18 protein-coding genes are annotated in these 18,127 nt (G+C 44.3%); all 18 read left to right on the forward strand.

All coding sequences use genetic code 11. The features are described 5' to 3' along the window. Positions 1-5: 5 nt before the first annotated feature. The 18 genes from RV13_RS15370 (at position 6) to RV13_RS15455 (ending at position 18,061) form a co-directional block, all read left to right on the forward strand. Positions 6-1,427 carry an aldehyde dehydrogenase family protein gene (locus RV13_RS15370; RefSeq protein WP_028020143.1) on the forward strand — a complete coding sequence of 474 codons (1,422 nt, stop codon included), beginning with the start codon at positions 6-8 and terminating at the stop codon, positions 1,425-1,427. 14 nt (positions 1,428-1,441) lie between these two features. After that, the gene (gene cutC, locus RV13_RS15375) at positions 1,442-3,982 is read left to right on the forward strand and encodes a choline trimethylamine-lyase (protein ID WP_028020144.1); all 2,541 of its coding nucleotides are present in this window, start codon (positions 1,442-1,444) and stop codon (positions 3,980-3,982) included. A 24-nt stretch (positions 3,983-4,006) separates the two neighbouring features. Further along, a complete protein-coding gene (gene cutD, locus RV13_RS15380; RefSeq protein WP_028020145.1) occupies positions 4,007-4,957 on the forward strand; it encodes a choline TMA-lyase-activating enzyme in 951 nt (316 codons plus the stop codon). 12 nt (positions 4,958-4,969) lie between these two features. Then, entirely contained in the window at positions 4,970-5,314 is a 345-nt protein-coding gene (locus RV13_RS15385; protein WP_010744266.1) for a BMC domain-containing protein, read from the forward strand. Then, a complete protein-coding gene (locus tag RV13_RS15390) occupies positions 5,311-5,760 on the forward strand; it encodes a EutP/PduV family microcompartment system protein (RefSeq protein ID WP_028020146.1) in 450 nt (149 codons plus the stop codon). Before RV13_RS15385 ends, RV13_RS15390 begins: the two co-directional genes overlap by 4 nt. Further along, entirely contained in the window at positions 5,747-6,886 is a 1,140-nt protein-coding gene (locus tag RV13_RS15395) for a 1-propanol dehydrogenase PduQ (RefSeq protein ID WP_028020147.1), read from the forward strand. The genes RV13_RS15390 and RV13_RS15395 overlap by 14 nt, the downstream gene beginning before the upstream one ends. Further along, positions 6,886-7,452 (forward strand): hypothetical protein, encoded by a 567-nt coding sequence (locus tag RV13_RS15400; protein WP_028020148.1) that lies wholly within the window; start codon positions 6,886-6,888, stop codon positions 7,450-7,452. Before RV13_RS15395 ends, RV13_RS15400 begins: the two co-directional genes overlap by 1 nt. A 32-nt stretch (positions 7,453-7,484) precedes the next feature. Continuing rightward, on the forward strand, positions 7,485-8,321 hold the full coding sequence (gene eutJ, locus RV13_RS15405; protein ID WP_028020149.1) for an ethanolamine utilization protein EutJ: 837 nt from the start codon (positions 7,485-7,487) through the stop codon (positions 8,319-8,321). Positions 8,322-8,418: 97 nt separating this feature from the next. Beyond that, the gene (locus RV13_RS15410; protein ID WP_010744271.1) at positions 8,419-8,718 is read left to right on the forward strand and encodes a BMC domain-containing protein; all 300 of its coding nucleotides are present in this window, start codon (positions 8,419-8,421) and stop codon (positions 8,716-8,718) included. Beyond that, entirely contained in the window at positions 8,712-8,975 is a 264-nt protein-coding gene (locus RV13_RS15415) for a EutN/CcmL family microcompartment protein (protein ID WP_010744272.1), read from the forward strand. The genes RV13_RS15410 and RV13_RS15415 overlap by 7 nt, the downstream gene beginning before the upstream one ends. Positions 8,976-8,990: 15 nt before the next feature. Continuing rightward, positions 8,991-9,596: a cupin domain-containing protein gene (locus tag RV13_RS15420; RefSeq protein ID WP_028020150.1), complete on the forward strand. Its 606-nt coding sequence runs from the start codon at positions 8,991-8,993 to the stop codon at positions 9,594-9,596. 43 nt (positions 9,597-9,639) lie between these two features. Beyond that, entirely contained in the window at positions 9,640-10,296 is a 657-nt protein-coding gene (locus tag RV13_RS21560) for a BMC domain-containing protein (protein ID WP_028020151.1), read from the forward strand. A 71-nt stretch (positions 10,297-10,367) separates the two neighbouring features. Continuing rightward, positions 10,368-11,912, forward strand: a complete 1,545-nt coding sequence (locus tag RV13_RS15430; protein ID WP_028020152.1) for an acetaldehyde dehydrogenase (acetylating) — start codon at positions 10,368-10,370, stop codon at positions 11,910-11,912. Between the two features lie 36 nt (positions 11,913-11,948). Next, the gene (gene pduL / locus RV13_RS15435) at positions 11,949-12,584 is read left to right on the forward strand and encodes a phosphate propanoyltransferase (protein WP_028020153.1); all 636 of its coding nucleotides are present in this window, start codon (positions 11,949-11,951) and stop codon (positions 12,582-12,584) included. Positions 12,585-12,602: 18 nt separating this feature from the next. Beyond that, positions 12,603-12,884, forward strand: coding sequence for a BMC domain-containing protein (locus tag RV13_RS15440; RefSeq protein WP_016178630.1), 282 nt, complete (start codon positions 12,603-12,605; stop codon positions 12,882-12,884). A 450-nt stretch (positions 12,885-13,334) separates the two neighbouring features. Continuing rightward, the gene (gene proB, locus RV13_RS15445) at positions 13,335-14,111 is read left to right on the forward strand and encodes a glutamate 5-kinase (protein WP_060789427.1); all 777 of its coding nucleotides are present in this window, start codon (positions 13,335-13,337) and stop codon (positions 14,109-14,111) included. 14 nt (positions 14,112-14,125) lie between these two features. Further along, positions 14,126-17,365 (forward strand): M14 family metallopeptidase, encoded by a 3,240-nt coding sequence (locus tag RV13_RS15450; protein WP_060789426.1) that lies wholly within the window; start codon positions 14,126-14,128, stop codon positions 17,363-17,365. A 15-nt stretch (positions 17,366-17,380) separates the two neighbouring features. Beyond that, a complete protein-coding gene (locus tag RV13_RS15455) occupies positions 17,381-18,061 on the forward strand; it encodes a DUF969 domain-containing protein (protein WP_060789425.1) in 681 nt (226 codons plus the stop codon). Positions 18,062-18,127 lie beyond the last annotated feature (66 nt).

Consider the following 18,127-nt stretch of genomic DNA (forward strand, 5'->3'; position numbering starts at 1 on the left):
AACGCATGGAATTTGTGGATAAAGATTTAATATCGATCCAAGAAGCCCGTATCTTAGCAGAATCCGCTCGTGACGCGCAATGTTTATTGCGGGAATATGATCAGAAAACAATTGACCGCATGCTCGAACAACTCCTAGGCGAAGTAAAGCAACAGCTACCGGAGCTGGTCGCCTATGAAGTGACTGAGACAAAGCGAGGAAATGAGAAGGATAAATTACAGCTATGGCAATCCTTTTTAGGGCAGCTTAGCGAAGCGTTGGAAGAGCAGACCATTGGTTCTTTGGAGACAGAAGGCTCACTAAAACATATTGGCGTGCCGCTGGGAGTGATTGCAGTGATTCTGCCAGCAGAAAATATTCTGCTAAATGCTTTGTTTGCGACTGTAAGCGCATTAAAATCTGGAAATTCAGTCATTTTAATTCCTACGGGCAAAACAGAAGCCATTGCTTCAAAGCTTTTTGACATTTTTCAACCTGTAAAAGCTGGATTTCCTCAATCAAGTGTTTGTCTCATGGAAAACACAGCGCTAGAAGGAATTGAAGCGATGATGAAACACGAATCAGTAGCTTTGGTTATCAATATCGGTAGTCCTGCGTATTTCAATTTGAAAACTGCAGCAAAACCGATGATTTATGGGAGCAGCGGTTCTACACCGGTATTCATTGAACGAACTGCGGATATTCAACAGGCTGCAGAAGAAATAATCTCCAGCCGAGCCTTTGATAATGGTCTTTTACCTTCTGCTGAGCAGTTTGTGATTGCGGAAAGTGTGATTGCCAGCGAGGTAAAAACGCAGATGATTCAGGCGGGAGCTCACTTCATGAGTGGGGAAGAAGAGCGGAAGCTGTTGTCAAAGCTGTATTTAGGCAGTGAAATAAATCCCGCTTTTGTTGGGAGAGAAGCCAAGGTATTGGCTGATTTGGCCGGATTTACTGTTGCTGAACAAACACGTGTACTAGTTTCAGAACAGCCATATATTTTTGACGAGAATCCATTCGCAACGGCTCTTCAGTGTCCGATTCTGACTTTCTACTTAGAATCAGATTGGATTCACGCCTGTGACAAGTGTATTCAATTGTTAAAAGAAAAGCAGAACGGTCATACACTAGCGATTCATTCCAAGGATCAAGCGATTATCCGCGAATTCGCATTGAAGAAACCCGTGGGCCGTATGCTCGTCAACACTGGGGCGAGCTTAGCCGGAATCGGACTGGATTCAACGTTACCCGTGTCATTGATCTTAGGTGGATTGACGACTGGACGCGGGTTTAAAGCAGATAGTATCACTGCCAGAGATCTCAGATATGTTCGTGAGATTGGGTACAAAAAGGGTGAGACCTTTAATGGGGAAAAAGTGAAAAACGATCCGATCTTAGATGAACAAGCACTATTAGAAAAGTTTTTGAAAAAAATTATGGAGCAGTAAAGTGAGGGAGATAAATGGACATCAAAGAATTTTCAGCCAAGCTGGCTGAAGCAACCAAAGAATTAAGCTCGGAAGAAAGACAAGCGCTAATGAAAATGTTCGCCTCTGTTTCCGATGAAGTCAAAAAGGATGACATCGTAACAGAGACATTAGCCTCAGAAGAAGGAACAGCTATTCCCAATGGAATCACAAAACGTTTGCAAGCCTTAAAGGATAATTATTTAGAGCAGGTTCCATCAATTACGACCTATCGTGCCCGTGCCATCACGAAAATCGCTAAAGAAAATCCTGGTATGCCAAAAATTGTTTTGCGGGCGAAGTGTTTCCGCTATTGCTGTGAAACAGCACCGTTAGTGATTCAGGATCATGAACTGATTGTCGGGGCACCCAATGGAAAACCTCGTGCCGGAGCATTTTCACCAGATATCGCTTGGCGCTGGATGGAGGATGAAATTGATACAATCGGCAATCGTCCGCAGGACCCGTTTTACATTTCTGACGAAGACAAGAAGATCATGCGAGAAGAGCTTTTCCCATTTTGGAAGGGTAAATCTGTGGATGAATATTGTGAGGACCAATACCGTGAAGCGGGTGTTTGGGAATTATCTGGTGAATCCTTTGTTTCAGACTGTTCTTACCATGCTTTAAATGGTGGTGGCGATTCGAACCCTGGCTACGATGTAATCTTGATGAAAAAAGGCATGCTGGATATTCAAAATGAAGCGAAGGCCCATTTGGAAGAGCTTGATTATGAAAATCCAGAGGATATTGAGAAAATCTACTTCTATAAATCAATCATTGATACGACAGAAGGTGTAATGATCTATGCCCGTCGTATGGCTGATTATGCTGCGGAGCTTGCAGCAAAGGAAACCAATCCAAGACGTAAAGCCGAGCTTCTGAAAATTTCAGAGGTTAATCGTAAAGTTCCAGCGCATAAACCGGAAACATTCTGGGAAGCGATTCAGGCTGTTTGGACTATCGAATCCTTGCTAGTTGTTGAAGAAAATCAAACAGGAATGTCCATCGGACGGGTCGATCAATACATGTACCCATACTTCAAAGCGGACTTGGAAGAAGGACGAATAAACGAGTTTCAAGCCTTTGAGCTGGCGGGCTGTATGTTGATTAAGATGTCAGAAATGATGTGGATCACCAGTGAAGGCGGCTCTAAATTCTTCGCGGGGTATCAACCATTTGTCAATATGTGTGTCGGTGGCGTGACACGCCAAGGTCGTGATGCGACGAATGAGCTGACGTATTTGTTAATGGATGCTGTTCGTCATGTGAAGGTTTATCAGCCATCGCTTGCTTGCCGAATCCATAATCACTCACCACGAGAATACTTGAAGAAAATCGTTGATGTGGTTCGCGCAGGAATGGGCTTCCCAGCTTGTCATTTCGATGATACTCACATCAAAATGATGCTGGCTAAAGGGGTTTCGATCGAGGATGCTCGGGATTATTGCTTGATGGGCTGTGTGGAGCCGCAAAAATCGGGTCGATTGTATCAATGGACCTCAACTGCCTATACACAATGGCCGATTTGTATCGAGTTGGTTTTAAACAAGGGTGTTCCACTGTGGTATGGGAAACAAGTTTGCCCAGATATGGGGGATCTGTCGCGCTTTACTACTTATGAGGAATTCGAAGCGGCGGTTAAAGAAGAGATCAAGTACATCACTAAATGGACAGATGTGGCAACCGTCATTTCACAACGAGTTCATCGTGATCTAGCGCCAAAACCATTAATGTCCATCATGTATGAAGGCTGTATGGAAAACGGAAAAGATGTTTCTTCTGGTGGGGCGATGTATAACTTTGGTCCTGGAGTTGTTTGGTCAGGTTTAGCGACGTACGCCGATTCAATGGCGGCCATCAAAAAACTTGTTTTTGATGACAAAAAATATTCATTGCAGGAATTGAACGAAGGATTAAAAGCGGACTTCGTGAACTATGACCGCATGAGAACGGACTGCTTGAACGCGCCGAAGTATGGAAATGATGACGATTATGCCGATCTAATCGCAGCAGATTTGATCAACTTTACAGAATCAGAGCATCGTAAATACAAAACCTTGTATTCTGTTTTGAGCCATGGAACGTTGTCAATTTCTAACAATACACCATTTGGACAATTGACGGGTGCTTCCGCAAACGGACGAAAAGCTTGGACCCCATTATCAGATGGGATCAGTCCAACCCAAGGAGCCGATTACAAAGGGCCGACAGCTATCATTAAATCCATCTCAAAAATGTCTAATGACAGCATGAACATCGGAATGGTACACAACTTCAAGATCATGTCTGGGCTGTTGGATACACCTGAAGGAGAAGAAAGCCTGATTACATTGTTGAAAACGGCTTGTCATTTAGGAAATGGAGAAATGCAGTTTAACTACTTGGACAATAATACGCTGATCGAGGCACAAAAGCATCCTGAACAATACCGTGATTTGATTGTTCGTGTGGCGGGCTACAGCGCCTTCTTCGTAGAGCTGTGTAAAGATGTTCAGGATGAAATTATCTCACGGACAATGTTGACAAAATTTTAGAAAATAAGCTGGAGCTTGGAATGGATGGTTGATGTGAAAGAGGAACGGATTGAACGGCAAGCGATGATTTTCAATGTACAAAAATACAGCCTGTATGACGGTCCTGGGATCAGAACTATCGTCTTTTTCAAAGGCTGTCCATTGCGTTGCCAGTGGTGTGCCAATCCAGAAGGAATCAAGCGTAAGTTTGAAGTCATGTATAAAGAGAGCGTGTGCAACGATTGCGGCACGTGTGTTGAGGCGTGTCCTTTAGGCATTCATTATCTGGATGAAAAGGGCAAACATCAAGTGCGTCGCGATATTTCCTGTAACGGGTGTCAAAAATGTGTCGACGCCTGTCCTAAGAAGGCGTTGAACATTACAGGGACGATCAAAACGATCTCACAATTGATGGAGGTCATTCACGAAGACGATGCCTTCTACGAAATGTCCGGCGGAGGGGTAACCTTTAGTGGCGGTGAATGCACCGCCCAGCCAGAAGCGGCATTGGCACTTTTGAAGGCATGTAAATCAGATGGCATCAATACAGCGATTGAGACCTGCGGCCATAGCGGGATGAAGAAGCTGTTGGAGATGGCGGATTACACTGATCTCTTTTTATATGACATGAAGCATATGGACCCTGTTCGACACAATGAATTAACGGGTATCAGTAACGAGAAAATTTTAGCGAATTTGAAAGAATTGCTGGTACGTGGCTACAAAGTTCAGATCAGAATGCCGATGTTGAAAATGATTAATGACAGCCATGAGGAAATTAAGGAAATCGTCGACTTTTTACTTCCTTACAAGGAACTGCCGAATTTTAAGGGGATCGATCTGCTGCCGTACCATAAGCTGGGCGTCAATAAATACGGCCAGTTAGGGATGGACTATCCTGTGGAGGGCGATCCGAGCTTGTCAGATAATGAGCTGGATCAGATTGAAGGCTGGATCGCTGAATATGATTTCCCGGTCAGAGTCGTTCGACATTAAGGAGGAGCAGTCATGTCAGAAATAATCGCGCAACGAGTGATTGAAGAGTCGGTGCCAGGCAAGCAGATTACGTTGGCGCATGTCATCGCGGCGCCGATAGGCAGTGTCTATCAATCATTGGGGATTGATGAGGCGGGAGCCATCGGAATTTTGACCCTCTCACCTTTTGAAACGGCGATGATCGCGGCTGATACTGCAGCAAAGGTAGCGGATGTAGAGATTGGTTTCTTAGACCGTTTTACCGGCTCGGTCGTAATTACAGGTGATGTAGAAAGCGTAGAAACTAGCTTAAGAGAAGTGCTGCGAGTCTTCAAAGAAGTTCTGAAATTTAGTGTCGTCGATGTGACTCGAACATGAAAATTCTTTTAGTGGGTCCACGAAGTAGTGGGAAAATGATTTTGGCGAATTATTTTGAAGAAAAGGAAGAACCGTTAAGAAAAGTCGCCAGTATCGTTTATCACAAACGGACAATCATTGTTCCCGACAGCTATTTGGAAAGTCCTTGGATGCACAAGCATGTCATTGCCCTGCAGCAGTCAGCGGATTGCGGCATCTTTCTGCAGCCAGTTACGGCGAGTCGCCGCAGCTACCCGCCGAATTTTGCAAAAGCGTTTCGAATTCCTATTTATGGCGTAATCACTTATCACGAAGCTTATACGGAAGAAGGATTGAGAAAAGCGAAAGGGCAGCTTTTCTCCTGTGGCATAGAGCCTATTGACGGCTTGCTTGATTTAGCAAAGCCTAATCTGTGTTCAATTAAAAAAATTATTTTAGAAGGGGGGAGAGACGATGGAAACATTTAAAATGGCGACAAAAATATATTCCGGTAATCAAGCGATAAACGCTTTAAAGGATTTCGATTATCAACGAGTATTAGTAATCTGTGATCCTTTCATGGTCGTCAGCGGAATGGTAAAAAAAGTGACGACCATTCTAACAGAAAGTGAAATTGCATTTCAGCTTTTCTCTGAAATTGTTCCTGATCCAACGATTGAGGTAGTGACAAAAGGAGTGGCTTATGCTGCAGGTTTTCAACCAGACGCGATCCTCGCATTAGGAGGCGGGTCTGCTCTGGATACGGCCAAAGCAGTTCGCCAAATCTACCAGCAAGTCGAGCTGGAAAAGAAGATACAGTTGATTTGTGTTCCAACCACAAGTGGAACAGGCAGTGAAGTAACCTCTTTTGCGGTGATTTCTGATCCCTCTGTTAATGGGAAATATGCTCTGGTAGATGACGGAATGATTCCAGAAATCGCGATTCTTGATCCAGCTTTTACTCTCACTGTACCAAGCGGAGTGACTGCGGATACAGGGATCGATGTGTTGACGCACACATTAGAAGCTTATGTTTCAACGGATGCAACAGATTTCACCGATGCCTGTGCGGAAAAGGCGATGCGAATCATATGGCAGGATCTAGACAAGGTTGTTGCAGATGGCGAAAACAAAGAGCTGCGAGAAAAAATCCACAATGCTTCTTGTTTAGCAGGTATGGCGTTTAGTGAAGCATCATTAGGGATTTGTCATAGCTTGGCGCACGCACTGGGTGGACGTTTTCATATCCCGCATGGTCGCGCGAACGCCATTCTGTTACCCCATGTGATTTCATTCAATGCAGGGATAGAGGGTGACTTCGCTTCACCAGCTTTAACGAAATACGCAGAAGCTGCGAACCTGCTAGGACTTCGCTCCATGACTGATCGGACGACGGTGAGCCTGCTTATCGCGGGGATTCAGAAGCTGACGCGAAAATTTGAGGTGCCGAAATATGTCACTGAGTTAGAGATTGATGAAGGGGAATTTCTTGCAGCGATTCCAGAAATGGCCGAAGCCGCGTTAAAGGATAAATGCACGTTAACGAATCCTCGAAAAGTAACTCGTGAAGATTTGGCAGGTATTTACTCTAGGATTTGTCGAGGTGGTCATTGATGCACTACATCACAGAACAAGAGCTGCAAGTGAAGAACCGTCACCAGCCTTTTAAAGAACTTTTTTTAGACACGAATGAGCGACTAACCCCCGGAGCAAAGCAGTTTCTGTCAGATCATCAAATTAAGCTTATTAGCGAGGGCAGGTCAGAACTAGGAAGTCATGCTGAAGGGAACGACACGAGGGAAAAGGCAGTTGCGGTTAAAAGAGCAAACTTCTTTTCGTTACTCGAGATCGAGCTATGGGAAGCCGCGTTGAAAGCAAATGAACTAAGCACGGTAGTCAGCCGTCGAATTGTTGGTTTAGCACAAATAGTAACTCGCATTAAGGAAGAAAAATTTGATGAGCTTGAGCTGTCGGAAGCTGCTTCTGATGAAGAGAATGACCTTTCTGAATTAAATGAAGCGCTCCTTTTTCAGCCAGGCGGCAAAGTAATTTTAAGTCTGCATCGTGCGGCTGCTTATGCGGGGACCTTACAAGCTTTTGTTTCAGCAGAACAAGAGCTCGCTCTAAAAAAACTGATTTACTGGATGAAACAAGCAGAAGATCAGCTACAAAACCTTTAAAAAATTTCTAAAAGTCGGAGGAAATGTCTGTGATGATCATGAACGATAGAAAGGCCTGTGACCAATTAGTCGCAGAATTTGAAGCAGTAATTAAAGAGCCGAAAAAAAGCGCGACAGGGATTTACTATACCGGTGTCGATCTTGGGACAGCCTGTATCGTCTTGGCTGTTATGGACGAAAATTTCCAACCTGTGGCGGGAGCTTATCGCTATGCTGATGTTGTCCGAGATGGGATGGTCGTTGATTATATCGGCGCTATCAGTATCGTCAAAGAATTAAAGGCGGAGCTAGAGGAAAAGCTGGACACCGAATTAATTTACGCAGCAGCGGCGATTCCCCCAGGAACCGATGCGTTGGATGGTGGAGCGATAAAAAATGTGGTTCAAGGTGCGGGCTTTGAGTTAACCAATGTGTTAGACGAACCAACTGCTGCCAATCAAGTTTTATCCATTCAAAATGGTGCGGTCGTCGATATCGGCGGCGGAACAACGGGGATTTCCATTATTAAGGATGGAGAGGTAGTAAAAGTTGCAGATGACGCAACTGGGGGGACCCACTTGACACTAGTCACCGCCGGGGCCTATCGTTTTTCATTTTCTGAAGCGGAACTTTACAAACGAGATCAGAACAATCATTCAGAGCTGATCCGGGTCTTAAAGCCAGTAGTAGAAAAAATCGCCACGATCATCACAGCACAAATCGAGGGCTTCGAAATTGATGGACTGTATTTAGTTGGTGGGACAGCTTGTTTGACAGGAATCGAAACAATCATCGAGTCAAAAACAGGAATTAAGACCTATAAACCGTTAAACCCCATGTTCGTAACGCCTTTAGGGATCGCGTTGAGCTGTACGGATGAAATATTGTAGGCGAATCTGGCAATAAGCTAAAAGTCTCAAAGCAGGACTTTTATTCTTTTATCATATTGCCGGAGCAGAGCAGTTGAGGTAGAGGAGGAACAGTAAAATGGATTGTCGCATAATTAAGTCTCCTGGTGAAGGCACCCTAGCCATCTTGAATCGCCGCAAAGGCTCAGGACCAAAATCGGCTTTGGAAACACCAGACGCAGTGGGACTCGTACAGGGGAAACTGATCGAAATGGTTTGTGCCGCAGATGTCGCGGAAAAAGCTGTCGGTGTGACGGTGGAGGATATTCGTGGCAGCTGTCCGCAAAATATGATACTTTTGGCAATTTTTGGCGATACCGCATCCGTTGAGTCAGCCATTGAAGAAATCAAACGAAAAGACAAGGAACGAAAATGGTAACGGCACGATTGATCGATAATATCTGGGCGACACGCAAATCGGAGCAGCTAAATGGGTTAAAGCTGATGATTGCAGAGGTAATTGGCGGTTCTCGTGATGGCGAACAGCTGATTGTCTGTGATGTCATTGGAGCTGGAATCGGTGATCGCGTGATTGTTACCTGCGGGAGTGCCGCCAGAAGAATGCTGGAAAATGATGCGATTCCAGTAGATGCAGCGGTAATCGGTATTATTGATGAAAGTTGTGAATCTGTATAGAAAGGATCGGAAGCGATGAAAAAATTGATTTGTGTCGAGGATGTTGAACAGGCGCAGGCAGACGGAATAGCTTTATGCGTCGATGGAAATACGATAGTCACACCAGCGGCACAAGATTTGATTGAAGCCTTTCAACTACCCATCAAGGAATGCTGTGAAACGACGTTAACAGAAGCGGCTATTCCTAATGAGCTCGATAAGAATACGCTAATCCAACTATTAAAGATGATTTTAGCAGGGGAAACGGCTTCATTCCAATGTGAACAGCATGACAGCGGCTTGAAAGTCGTAAAGGGTGAAAGTGTCAAAATGGCGCCCTTCGACACAGGTGATCCCAATGCCAAGGTCTACTATCAAGAGTTGATTAGTAAGGAAGAAGCACAGATCAGCGCCGGCTTTCTTGAAATCGATCATTCCTCCTTTGACTGGGAGCTAACCTATGAGGAGATCGATTATGTGATCAGCGGCACTTTGGAGATTACGATCGAGGGTCAAACATTTACAGCCAATCCGGGAGACGTCGTCTTTGTGCCAAAAGACAGTAAGGTTACTTGGTGTTCACCAAACAAGGTGAAACTGTTTTACGCGACGTATCCAGCAAATTGGCCGGATTTGTTGTGAAATCCTTCCAACGAGCCGTGACTGACATTAAAGGAGCAAGAGTATGAAAGCATTAGGATTAGTTGAAACAAAAGGGTTACTGGCAGCTGTCGAAGCCAGTGATGTCATGCTGAAAACGGCTGAAGTAACGTTGACTCAAAAAGAAGTTGTAGGCGGAGGTTTAGTGACCATTATGGTGCAGGGGGATGTAGCCGCGGTAAAAACAGCCGTGGACGCTGCAGCATCAGCTGTGACAAATCTTGGAGAATCATTATTGGCGACGACACACGTGATCCCTCGACCAGATGAGAGTTTACGATTGTTTGAAGCTGCCGCCGAAGTGGAAATCGAAACGAAAGCTGAAGCTGATAATCCAGCGGATGATCTCAACTTGCAAAATGATGAAGGGGTCGTTAAGTCAGAGAGTCAAGCAGCTAACGAAAAGCCAGAAGCTGAGACACTTCAGGAAGAGTCAAAGGAAACAGAAAATGATACGACACCTACTTCTCCTAGCCAAGAAATGACAGAAGTCTCGTACTCAGAACTAGGAAAAGCCGGCAAAACAGCAGAAATTGAAAACGAATTGTCTGCTATGAAGGTTTTAGAGCTGCGAAAGCTAGCGAAGAAGCAGCAAAACTTCTCTATTAATAAGAAGGATGTCCATAAAGCCAATAAAGAGCAGCTTATTGCGGCATTGATGCAGCACTTCACTAAGAAGTAGATCGATCAATTTGAAAAAAACACTGATTGCAGAGGCAGTCAGCAATTTAAGCGCTAAAGGAGTAAAAGAAAATGACGACATTTGACAAAGATTTATGCTCCGTCCAAGAAGCACGAGATTTGGCCCGCGCAGGACAGGCGGCAGCTCAAAAATTCGCGACATTTACTCAAGCACAAGTAGATGACATTTTGAAGAACATGAAGGATGCCGCAGAAAAATTTTCAGTTTGCTTAGCAAAAGCAGCGGTGGATGAAACAGGGTTTGGAAAGGTCGCGGATAAAGCTTATAAGAATCATGCGGCGGGAGCTTTGCTATATGAAGAAATTAAAGATGAGAAAACTGTTGGGATCATTCACGAGGACACCACGAAGGGCACCTTCGATGTGGCGGAGCCTGTCGGATTAGTATTAGGGATTATTCCTTCCACCAATCCAACATCAACTGTGATTTTCAAAGCGATGGTCGCACTGAAATCGAGAAACGCGATCGTCTTCGCACCGCATCCGGCTGCAGCTGAATGTACTAAAAAAGCAGCGGATATGATGAGCCGAGCCGCCGAAGCGGCAGGCGCGCCCAAAGGAATTATTAGCTGTGTAACCACACCAACCATGGCCTCTACCAATGAGCTGATGCATGCAGCTGAGGTGAAATTAATTATCGCAACAGGTGGTCCTGGAATGGTGAAAGCGGCCTACAGCTCTGGAAAACCAGCGATTGGTGTGGGTGCGGGGAATTCTCCTGCCTATATCGAGAAAACCGCGGATGTGAAGAAAGCGATCAGTCAAATCATTGCCAGCAAGACCTTTGACAATGGAACGATATGCGCATCCGAGCAATCAATCATTTGTGAAGAGAGCAATGAGGCGGCAGTCATCGCTGAATTGAAGGCACAAGGCGGCTACTTTATGTCAGAGAAAGAGACAGAAAAAGTTTGCGGATTGCTCTTCAAAGGCGGCAGTCATGCGATGAACGCTAAATTTGTTGGACGAACACCGCAAGTGATCGCAGAAGCGGCTGGTTTTACTGTTCCTCATACGACCACAGTTTTGGTTGGTCGACAAAATGGTGTGGGTGCTGGAAATCCATTGTCCTTTGAGAAATTAACCACCGTTCTAGCTTTCTACACCGTGAAGGATTGGGAAAAAGCTTGCCAACTGAGTATTGATTTATTACAAAACGGCATCGGGCATACGATGAGTATTCATACGAATGATCGGGATATTGTGTTGAAATTTGCCGCAAAACCGGCTTCTCGAATCTTAGTCAACACTGGCGGGAGTCAAGGTGGTACAGGAATCAGCACCGGTTTGCCAATCTCCTTCACTCTTGGATGTGGAACCTTTGGTGGAAGCTCTGTTTCTGAAAACGTTAGTCCGAAGCATCTATTAAATATTAAGAAGGTGGCCTATGGCTTAAAGGATGTTACGACTTTAGTCACTGAAGACAACAGCTTCACACATCCAGAACTGGAAGAGCCCATCGATGCATGTTTGACCACTCAAACAGCTACTAGCGAGCCAAAAGGCGGGGATTCAGAAGAACTCAATTTCTCTGCTGCTGAATTATCTGAGTTAGCGGAGGTTGTTCGAAAAGTCTTAACCACCATGAATGCCTAAGCTTTCTGATGTAAATAAAGAAATAAAGGAGTACAAATGGAAGATTATGAAGTGATTCTAAATGCCATCATGGCGCATTTAAATCCTGAAGACAAACCGAAAGACGATACGATTCCTGTTGGGATTTCGAACCGCCATATTCATTTAAGTCAAGCGGCAGTCGATAAATTATTCGGCAATCAGTATCAATTAACTAAGCTAAAGGACTTGTCTCAGCCTGGCCAATACGCCTGCAAGGAATGTGTCACGCTTGCTGGTCCCAAAGGTGTAATCGAGAAGGTGCGTGTCTTAGGGCCAGTCAGATCAGCGACACAAGTAGAAATCTTGCAAAGCGATACCTTTAAATTAGGAGTAATGGGAGCCCTGCGGTTGTCAGGTGATTTAGCCAATACTCCTGGAATCACCCTGATTGGGCCAAACGGTTCCTATGAAATTCAGCAGGGAGTAATTATTGCCAAACGTCACATCCATATGTTACCAGAACAAGCTGAGCAATTTGGTGTGACTGACGGTCAAGTCGTCTCTATCGATTTTGAAGGAGAACGCGGCGGAAGCTTAAACAATGTAGTAATTCGCGCGACTGCGAATTCAGGCTTGGAGTGTCATATTGATACCGAAGAAGCCAATGCTCTTGGCGTTATGCCAGGAACATCAATAAAAATTAGAAAATAATTTAGGAGGAATACAAAAATGAAATCAGATGCATTAGGAATGATCGAAACAAAAGGATTAATCGGATCAATTGAAGCAGCAGACGCAATGGTGAAAGCGGCGAATGTGACCTTAGTCGGGAAAGAACGTGTCGGCGGCGGAATCGTGACCGTCTTGGTACGTGGAGATGTCGGTGCAGTGAAGGCGGCAACGGATGCTGGTGCAGCAGCGGCGCAGCGTGTAGGTGAATTACTATCTGTTCACGTTATTCCACGCCCTCATTCAGAGGTAGAAACAATTTTACCATCAACCAACGCTTAGAAGTTCGCTGTTGAGAAATAGCTGTACATACTCTTAGATTCTCTTCCAACGTGGGAATCAAAGGTATGTACAGTTTTTTTGTTCAGGATAAAAAAATTCTGAGGTAATTCTGAACCTGTAGGAAAATAAAATGAATACAACTTTGTGTGGAATGATTATTTTAAATGATTACATACGTTCTTTTAAAATAAATATTTATTATAATAAGATAATAGTTAGTTTGGTTAAGATAACTGTTTTGTTGGTAAAACCATTTTTTATCCTATGATTGATCAATGAAATCCTTTAACACAAAGAGATTATTTTTGAAAGGAAGATAAGGTTAGAAAAATAAAATATTTTCATGCGGTTCGATTTGTGATATGATTAGCCAAAAATAATAAAAGTGTAATAGACGATTGTAGTTTTGTTAAGATGTGTAGTCTGTTTTTTATAGTTAAGGTGTTTTAGATGAGAGAAGAAATCAAAGAAGCGGATATTATTGTAATAAAGGTGGGGACCAGCTTATTGGTCTCACCAGAAAACGGTGTGAGTGAGTCAGCGATATTTAAGCTGGCTAGCGTGTTATCGGAATTGACCACCAGTGGGAAGCGTCTGATTTTAGTTTCATCTGGTGCTGTTGGTGTGGGCATTACGCAATTAGGTGACGTATCGAAATATGCGGCAGCAGCGGTCGGCCAAGGAATTTTAACGGGTTTGTATGAGGATGCGTTTAAGGAGCACCAGCAAAAAATCGGTCAGCTTCTACTAAGTCGAGAGGTTCTAGAGCAGCCAAATAGTCGTCAGGCGTTTATTCAAACACTGCAGGAACTTCTGGCCCATCAAATAATTCCGATTATTAACGAAAATGATGCGGTAACGATAGATGGGGAAGGGCACCAAATGAAGTTTGAAGACAATGATGAGTTGTCCTTATTAGTAGCTGAGGCGGTGCAGGCGGATCTATTAGTGATGCTGACGGACGTAAACGGCCTTTATTCTGAGAATCCTTTGTTGAATGAAGAAGCGACGATGATTCAGCATTTAAGTGAGATTGATCAATGCTTACTGGAAGAATCTGATCCTCATTTAGGAGAATTGAGCCGTGGAGGCATTCGCAGTAAGTTGAAGACTGCGACCGGTGCATTAACCGCCAATATTTCCATGGTACTAGCCAATGGAAAGAGCCCTCAGGTATTGTTCGATATTTTAGCAGAACGCGAGGTTGGCACACTATTTAAGAAATGACGGGAGGAAAAGCGATGTTAAAGGTACAAGGTGGACAATCCTTTAGTAAACAACGAGAAGCGATTCAAGTGGCCTTACTTTCTGGATTTTACTGTGAACAGACAACCTTTCCAATTGCCAGCACAGAAGTAGGCGAAGCCGCGCCATCATTGCAGGAGTTGGCAGCGAAGCAAAAAGTCGATGGAGAAGGCGTGCAAGTGCCAGAGAATTATCAAGCGGTGAATGAGTACACCGACAAAATGATGATTTTTGACTGGCGTGAGGAAACAGGCTTAGAGAAGCTTTTCAGCATTGGGCCTTTTATAAAGGATCAAAATAATGACTTATTGCCGGATGAGCTGACGGTCAAAATGATTCTACCAGAAAAATGTGACGCATCTTTCGTGACAGCCGCCAGTAATCTAGCCTTTCGTTTAGGGATGGAAACAACAGCGATTAGTGATTGGCTCCTTGTTGAAAATTATCAAGGCGGTCCCGCCATTCTTTTTCGTGAAGCGGAAAGTTGTCAAATTCGGCAGCAAGACGAGTTGGTGATCATCGAAGGTCGCGGCAAGGAGCTAGAAGAATTCTCAGCAATTATCTGTGAGCAGTTCCCAAAGCTTTCAAGCTTTGAAACCTGGACCAGTTATCTGCAAAAGCTGGTAGACGGCTTTTTGCTGAAAAATCTGGATGGGCAATTGGCCTATGCGTCGAGTATCTCAGATCAGAAGGTCACTGCCTACGTTTCTCCTGAAATCACGCAGCGGCAAGCAGAAATTGAGGCAGCATTGCCTGAAATAAGCTTTGTGAATCATCGCTCGATGGTGAAAAGCTGGCAGAAATCCTTTGATTTAGACTGGGAAGTGGATGTGTTTTTATCCGAATTGACTGCTGTTTACTCGAAGTTACAGCCAGGAGATCAGATTGAGATTCAAGGAGTTTTAAGCGAAGACCGCCAAGTACGAGCAGAGCTAAAAGACAAAATTGAAGCAGAATTGCAGGCGCGTCAGGTAACCGGAACCGTTGAGTTGATTTGCGCTCATAAGCAAGGCTATTCGTGGATTGACGAAATTATCTTACCTACACTGAAAAGTCAGAAAATTGAAAAAGTTACGATCAATTTCAAGCCTTTTTTACCTGAAGGGATCACCGAGTGGACGGATGAAGCGGGCGCGACCCCAACCTATAACAATGTGGATGGGGATGATCCTGAGAAATGGAACGACTTGCCGATTCGCTATTTGCAGGAGCTGTATCCGATTCAAGACAATCTCATAACTGCACTGGATTTGTCGGTTGATCAGATCGAGTTTGCGACGTATTCCGGTACAGAAGAGCTGACCTATGAAGTATTAGCGGAAACGGAGACCGGCATTGAGCGTTGGACCTATCAGGCCAGCTATTCGGAAAGAACCTATTTATCCGCTTATCCTGGAATGGGTAAGGTTCATCCGCCGACGGGTCGAATTCAAGTGACAATTAACGGAGAGTGCTGTTTATCTAAGCAATTCGCAACAGATGTCGAAAAAATTTGGACGCTGTATCAAGAGGAAGTGCTGCCGACTACTCGTGCGTGGGTCGAAGAACATGGAAAAGATCAATTGACTATAGAACAGCAGCCCTTTTTCGCGCAGTTGAAATTAGCTATTTCTGCTAGTGAGCCGAATGAGCAATTGGCAAGTCGTAATGACTTATTGTCAAGTTTGGATGCGCTGCATGAGGATATTTACTTTGCTGGTGCGGATTATTTTAAAAACTATGGATTAGAAGCTCGCGGTGCAATGTTTGAAGAGCCGGGGCTGATTTTACCTGTGATCCGTCAGGAGATCGGCAGGCCGCAATTTGAAGCAACGATTTTTGATCATGTAAAAAAAGAACCGCAAATTTTGGCGGGCGATCATGTGTTGCCTCATCCTAAGGAGCGCAAAGAAGTCCAGTGTACGCTTCATTCCATCACGTATCAGCAGGGAAAATTGATCGCGACGATCCAGATCGAGGGTGTAGCTCCTGAAGTGGTAGAGGCATATGCAAGCTTGCTAGAAAAAGATCTTGTCGCAAAAGAATTTGAATTTGATTTATACGATCAGCTTATTTTTCAGGTGGCGGATCAGCACTTTTTGGTGAAGCAAACGCCGAAAACGACAAAGATTTCCCAGGATTTGACGATTGATCAAATCAATCTCTACCCCGATCAAGTGATCGGTTATGAAGAATACTTAGAAATCATTCAACAGCTGAAGCGTGTGCCGCAGCTTGAGGTCTATAAAATCGCGAACTCCTATTTAGGACGAGAAATTTATGCGATTGAATTCGTATCGCAGGCAGCGCAAACAGGATACGTCTCCAGAACCAAACGGCTGACCAACTATCCCTCAGAAATCATTAACGCGCGGCATCACGCCAACGAAGTTTCAGGAACCAACGGCGCTTTCCTACTATTGAAGGAATTATTGACTGATTCGAAGTATCACGGGATTGCTGATCGGTTGAATTTGGTTCTTGTTCCCTTAGAAAATGTGGACGGGGCGGCGATTCATTATGAATTGCAGAAGGATAATCCTGAATGGAAGCTGCATGTTGCTCGTTTCAATGGTGTGGGGAAAGAATTTTATTATGAGTACTTCAATCTCGATACCAACTATCCAGAGGCAATGGGGATGACAAGACTTTACGAACGGTTTGTTCCAGATGTCATGGTTGATAATCATGGCGTACCTACTCACGAGTGGGAGCAGCCATTTTCGGGCTATACATCGCCTTCTTATAAGGGCTTTTGGCTGCCACGCTCCTTATTATACGGCTATTTCTGGGTGCCTACGAATGAAGAATATCGTTCAAATATTGTATTGAACAAAAAAATTGAAGACGCGATCGCAGAAGCGATTGGTGCGGTTCCTGAGATGAAACAGTGGAATGAAGAATGGGCGGCACAATTTGAAACCTATGCTCATAAATGGCTGCCGAAGCTCTTTCCAGCTGAGTATTACAAGGAAATGATCAATTACTGGATCGGTTTTGCGGCTGATCCACAGCATCGCTATCCGTCTATTCGCTTCCCTTGGCTGACTTCAGTCGCCTATACCAGTGAGGTTGCGGATGAGACTTCACAGGGAGATTACTTAACCTTATGTGCGCAAGCGCACGTGGTGCATGACTTAGCCACCATTGATTTATTACTGGCGGCCACCACGCTTTATCAAACTTCGACTGTTTTAAAGACAGAAGAAATTGCTATTAGTCATACTCGGCTTCGACCGATTATTGCAACAACTTAAGGAGGAAATTTTTATATGGAATTAGTTAAATTAATAGGTATCTTAATCGTAATTGTCGGCTTTGCGCTAAAATTGGATTCAATTTTGATTATTTTAGTAGCTGCCGTAGTTACAGCGCTCACCGGCGGGTTAGGTGTAGAAGGGTTACTAACGACCCTGGGAACAAGCTTTGTTTCAAACCGTTCAATGGCAATTTTCATTCTAATCATGCTTGTAACAGGAACCTTGGAACGAAATGGCTTGAAGGAATCTGCAGCGAAATTAATCAGTAAAATCAAGAATGCGTCAGCTGGTGCGGTTATCGGTGCCTACGGAATTATGCGTTCCATCTTTGCGGCCTTTAACATCAGCTTTGGTGGGGTAGCTGGATTTGTACGTCCGATTATCATGCCGATGGTGATCGGTTCGATCGAAGCTAAAGGCAAGGAACCAGAAGAGGACTATGTGGAAGAGCTGAAGGGCATGTCTTCAGGAATGGAAAATATCGCATGGTTCTTCTTCCAAGTATTGTTCGTCGGCGGACCGGGAGCGTTATTGGTGCAAGCGACATTGAAGGATTTAGGTTACGAAACCAGCCTGCTTGATCTAGCCAAGGTTGAAATTCCCGTTGCGTTATTTGCCGTCATCGTGGCGATTGTTTATTACTTCTTAAAAGACCGCAAATTATACAAAAAATACTACGGCAGTAAGAAATAGGGAGGAACATACATGTCATTTTTTCTAAGTCAAGACGTTTTATTTAATGACTTTAGTCAGTTTCGT

Origin of the sequence: Enterococcus raffinosus, assembly GCF_001886185.1 — a bacterium.
GTDB lineage: Bacteria > Bacillota > Bacilli > Lactobacillales > Enterococcaceae > Enterococcus_A > Enterococcus_A raffinosus.